Here is a 4,141-nt window from a genome sequence, read left to right as displayed (position 1 = left end):
AGCCTTGCGCAGGTGGGTGCCAGGCATGGATGCCTGGCAAGCGGCGCAGGGCCATGGATGGCCCTTCGCCGCGCCCCGCCGGAGCAAGGCTGGAGCGAGGGAACCCCGGAGCGAAGCGTAGGGGCCGGATGCAGGAGCCAGCGTTTTTTGGTTACTTTTTGTCGCGTTTGACAAAAAGTGACCCGCCGTAAGGGCGGAAAGGTGAATATGCGTCGCCATCGCAAACGGACTGTTCGCTAAATCAACACCAACGACTCAACAAACACCGAGCGCATGGGAATCGCGAAAACTCCATTCGCCACGGAGGCGCTGACTCACCTTTTCGCCTTTACGGCGACCTACTTTTGCTCTTGGGCAAAAGTAGGCAAAAAACGCTGGCTCCTGCATTCGGCCTCCTGAAGCCGCATTTGGCGGCGCCTGGACTATCGCGTAGGAAAAGCAAGAACAAAAGCGGTGGTGGTGGCGAAAAATCATGCTGATCGATTGGCTGTTCTGGCCCAATCACGGGACAAGCCCGCTCCCACAGAGACCGCACAGTTCTTGAGCTCGCGCTGTCCCCGCGATCGGCTGCGCAGCAGTCGCAGACGAGGCACACCAATCGGCAACGAGCTCACTGTCCGCTACGCAGCATCTCCTTGGGCACATACTTGCCGATCTCGTACTTGCCCACGGCCGCCCGGTGCACTTCGTCCGGCCCGTCGGCCAGGCGCAGGGTGCGCTGCATGGCGTACATGTACGCCAACGGGAAATCGCCGCTGACCCCCGCCCCGCCATGCAGCTGGATCGCCCGGTCGATCACCTTCAACGCCACGTTCGGTGCCACCACCTTGATCTGCGCGATCTCGCTGCGAGCCACCTTGTTGCCGACGGTGTCCATCATGTAGGCAGCCTTGAGGGTGAGCAGCCGCGCCATGTCGATCTCCATGCGCGAATCGGCGATCTTGTCGACGTTGCCGCCCAGCCGCGCCAATGGCCGGCCAAAGGCGGTGCGCGCCACCGAGCGCTTGCACATCAACTCAAGGGCCCGCTCGGCCATGCCGATCGAGCGCATGCAGTGGTGGATACGGCCGGGCCCAAGCCGCCCCTGGGCGATTTCGAAACCACGGCCTTCGCCGAGGATCACGTTCTCATAAGGCACCCGCACCTGCTCGAACAGCACCTCGGCATGGCCGTGGGGCGCATCGTCGTAGCCGAACACCGGCAGCGGGCGGACGATCTTCACCCCCGGGGCGTCGGTGGGCACCAGGATCATGGAGTGCTGCTGGTGGCGTGGCCCGTCCGGGTTGGACAGGCCCATGAAGATCATCACCTTGCAACGCGGGTCGCAGGCACCGGACGTCCACCACTTGCGCCCATTGATGAGCCATTCGTCGCCATCACGTACGGCGGTGGCCGCCATGTTGGTGGCATCCGAAGAGGCCACATCCGGCTCGGTCATGGCGAATGCCGAGCGGATCTCGCCGCGCAGCAGCGGCTCCAGCCACTGGCGCTTCTGCGCCTCGCTGCCGTAGCGCACCAGCACTTCCATGTTGCCGGTGTCCGGTGCCGAGCAGTTGAACGGCTCGGGCCCCAGCAACGAGCGGCCCATGATCTCGGCCAGTGGCGCATATTCGAGGTTGGACAGCCCAGCGCCATATTCCGACTCGGGCAGGAACAGGTTCCACAGGCCCTCGGCGCGGGCCTTGGCCTTGAGCTGCTCCATGATCGCGGTGGGCTGCCAGCGGTCGCCCTCGGCGACCTGGCGCTCGAACACCGGCTCGGCGGGGTAGACATGGGCGTCCATGAACGCAGTGACACGCTCGCGCAATGCCTGGACCTTGGGCGAATAGGCGAAATCCATCGGGGCTACCTTCACAGGCTGGAGAACATGGGCCTGAGCCTAGAGCAACAGCCAGCCATCCACCTAGTCTATTTTCCGCGTGTATAAACATTCATAAGCAATATATGATCGGCCCATAACTCCAACAAAGAGCGGCGCCATGAACCTCAGTAAGGTCGACCTCAACCTGTTCATCGTTTTCGATGCCATCTACACCGAAGCCAACCTGACCCGCGCCGGGCAGATCGTCGGCATCACCCAGCCGGCGGTGTCCAATGCCCTGTCGCGCCTGCGCGAGACCTTCAACGACCCCCTGTTCGTGCGCACCGCCCAGGGTATGGTGCCCACGCCCATGGCCCAGAACATCATCGGCCCGGTGCGCAATGCTCTGGCGCTGCTGCGCACCTCTGTGCAGGAAAGCCGCGTGTTCAACCCCCAGCAAGCGAACAAGACCTTCCGCATCAGCATGACCGACCTCACCGAGGCGGTGATCCTGCCTCCCTTGTTTCAGCGCCTGCGCCGCCTGGCTCCGGCCCTGATGATCGAAAGCTTCCTGTGCAAGCGCCGCGAGACCACCAAGGAACTGGCCGCCGGGCGCCTGGACTTCGCCGTGGACGCGCCGCTGAACACCGATCCGCAGGTGCGCCACGTCAAGCTCATGCAGGACCGCTTCGTCTGCGCCTTGCGCCCGGGCCATCCATTGGGCGAAGGCAAGCTGACCCTGGACAACTACCTGGCCATGACCCACATCCATATCTCCAGCCGTCGCAACGGCCTGGGCTATGTCGACCTGGCCCTGGGCAAGATGGGCGTGCAACGCAAGGTCGCCCTACGCTCGCAGCACTATCTGATGGCCTCCCAGGTGTTGCAGCAGACCGACATGGTGATGACCGTGCCGGAGCGCTTCGCCCGCCGTCATCAATTGCGTCATCTGCCGCTGCCCGTGGAAGTGCCGCCCTTGGAGACCCACCTGTACTGGCACGAAAGCACCGACCAGGACCCAGCCAACCGCTGGATGCGCGAGCAGATCACCGAGCTGTGCGAACGGGTGCTGGCGGAGGACGAAGCCGCGCCGGAACCCGCTTGAGCCTACCGACGACCAAGGCTATTGCCACGATATCTATCAAAACGCTCTACAAACTCTGCACCGGATAGAAAATTTTTCTCCAATGGGAGACATAACTCGTTCACAAGGCAAAAAGTGTATCCGCAACGCTGGCTACGATGGCTCCATCGATCGCCACTTCCAGGCGACATGCACGGACTCGCCAACATGCCCAGCGCCCCGCTCTACTTCGATTACGCCGCCACCACCCCCGTCGATGCCCGCGTCATCGAGGCCATGCTCACCTGCCTGGGGCAGGATGCACACTTCGGCAACCCGGCCTCCAGCGGCCACGCCTACGGCCAGGCCGCCCGCGAGCTGGTCGAGCAGGCCCGTCGCCAGGTCGGCGAACGCGTGGGCGCAGACCCGGCCGAGCTGGTCTGGACCTCCGGGGCCACCGAATCCAACAACCTGGCGCTCAAGGGTATCGCCCAGGGTGCCGGGCAGCCGGGCCACCTGATCACCAGCCAGCTGGAGCACAAGGCGGTGCTCGATACCGCAGCCGAGCTGGAACGCCTGGGCTGGGCGGTCACGCGCCTTGCGCCGGACAGCGGCGGGCTGATTCAGCCTCAGGCCGTGCAGGCGGCATTGCGCCCCGATACCCGCCTGGTGTCGCTGATGGCGGTCAACAATGAACTGGGTACGGTCACCGACTTCGCCGCCATCGGCGAACGGGTGCGGGCCCATGGCGCGCTGCTGCATGTCGACGCCGCCCAGGCCGTGGGCAAGGTAGCGATCGACCTGGCCCACCAGGCCGTGGACCTGATGTCGTTCTCGGCCCACAAGGCCTACGGCCCCAAAGGCATCGGCGCCCTGTACGTCGGCCCCCGGGCCCGCGCGTTGCTGCATGCGCAGATGCATGGCGGTGGCCATGAGCGCGGCCTGCGCTCCGGTACCTTGGCGACCCACCAGATCGTTGGCATGGGCAGCGCCTTCGCCTTGGCCGGCGCGCCTGGCGACAGCGAACACCAGCGTATCCAGCGGCTCAGCGAACGCCTGCGCCAGGGGCTCCTGGCCCTGCCGGGTGTCAACCTTAATGGCTGCGCCGAGCAACGCATTCCCCACACCTTGAACCTGTGCATCGACGCCAAGGGCTTCAATAGCGCCGCGCTGGCGAACGAAGTGGCCGTTTCCTCGACGTCGGCCTGTCGACCCTGACCTACCTGTTCGAAGGCCAGATCCTGCACAAGGACAGCCTGGGCTCCGAGCAGCGCGTA

General features: G+C 64.5%; 2 protein-coding genes and 2 pseudogenes. 3 read left to right on the top strand and 1 reads right to left on the bottom strand.

The annotated features are described in order from the left end of the window. Positions 1-610: 610 nt before the first annotated feature. Positions 611-1,840, bottom strand: coding sequence for an acyl-CoA dehydrogenase (locus AC1MHZ_RS23270; RefSeq protein WP_465002140.1), 1,230 nt, complete (start codon positions 1,838-1,840; stop codon positions 611-613). A gap of 139 nt (positions 1,841-1,979) precedes the next feature. On the opposite strand from AC1MHZ_RS23270, the gene AC1MHZ_RS23265 reads away from it, so the two are divergent. The 3 genes and pseudogenes from AC1MHZ_RS23265 to AC1MHZ_RS23255 all read left to right on the top strand — a co-directional run. Next, the gene (locus AC1MHZ_RS23265) at positions 1,980-2,906 is read left to right on the top strand and encodes a LysR family transcriptional regulator (RefSeq protein ID WP_084857506.1); all 927 of its coding nucleotides are present in this window, start codon (positions 1,980-1,982) and stop codon (positions 2,904-2,906) included. A 186-nt stretch (positions 2,907-3,092) separates the two neighbouring features. Beyond that, positions 3,093-4,073 (top strand): annotated as a pseudogene (locus tag AC1MHZ_RS23260) (aminotransferase class V-fold PLP-dependent enzyme); the annotation flags it as partial. Further along, positions 4,064-4,141 (top strand): annotated as a pseudogene (locus AC1MHZ_RS23255) (pirin family protein); the annotation flags it as partial. The pseudogenes AC1MHZ_RS23260 and AC1MHZ_RS23255, both read left to right, overlap by 10 nt.

The sequence above is a fragment of the Pseudomonas sp. FA-1 genome, assembly GCF_056856075.1.
The sequence above is the reverse complement of the archived record's forward strand: the minus strand, read 5'-3'. Positions and strand labels throughout refer to the sequence as shown.

Bases quoted from the DNA above. Each gene is read 5' to 3' on its own strand.
- AC1MHZ_RS23270 (WP_465002140.1), bottom strand. From the start codon at position 1,840: ATGGATTTCGCCTATTCGCCCAAGGTCCAGGCATTGCGCGAGCGTGTC.
- AC1MHZ_RS23265 (WP_084857506.1), top strand. From the start codon at position 1,980: ATGAACCTCAGTAAGGTCGACCTCAACCTGTTCATCGTTTTCGATGCC.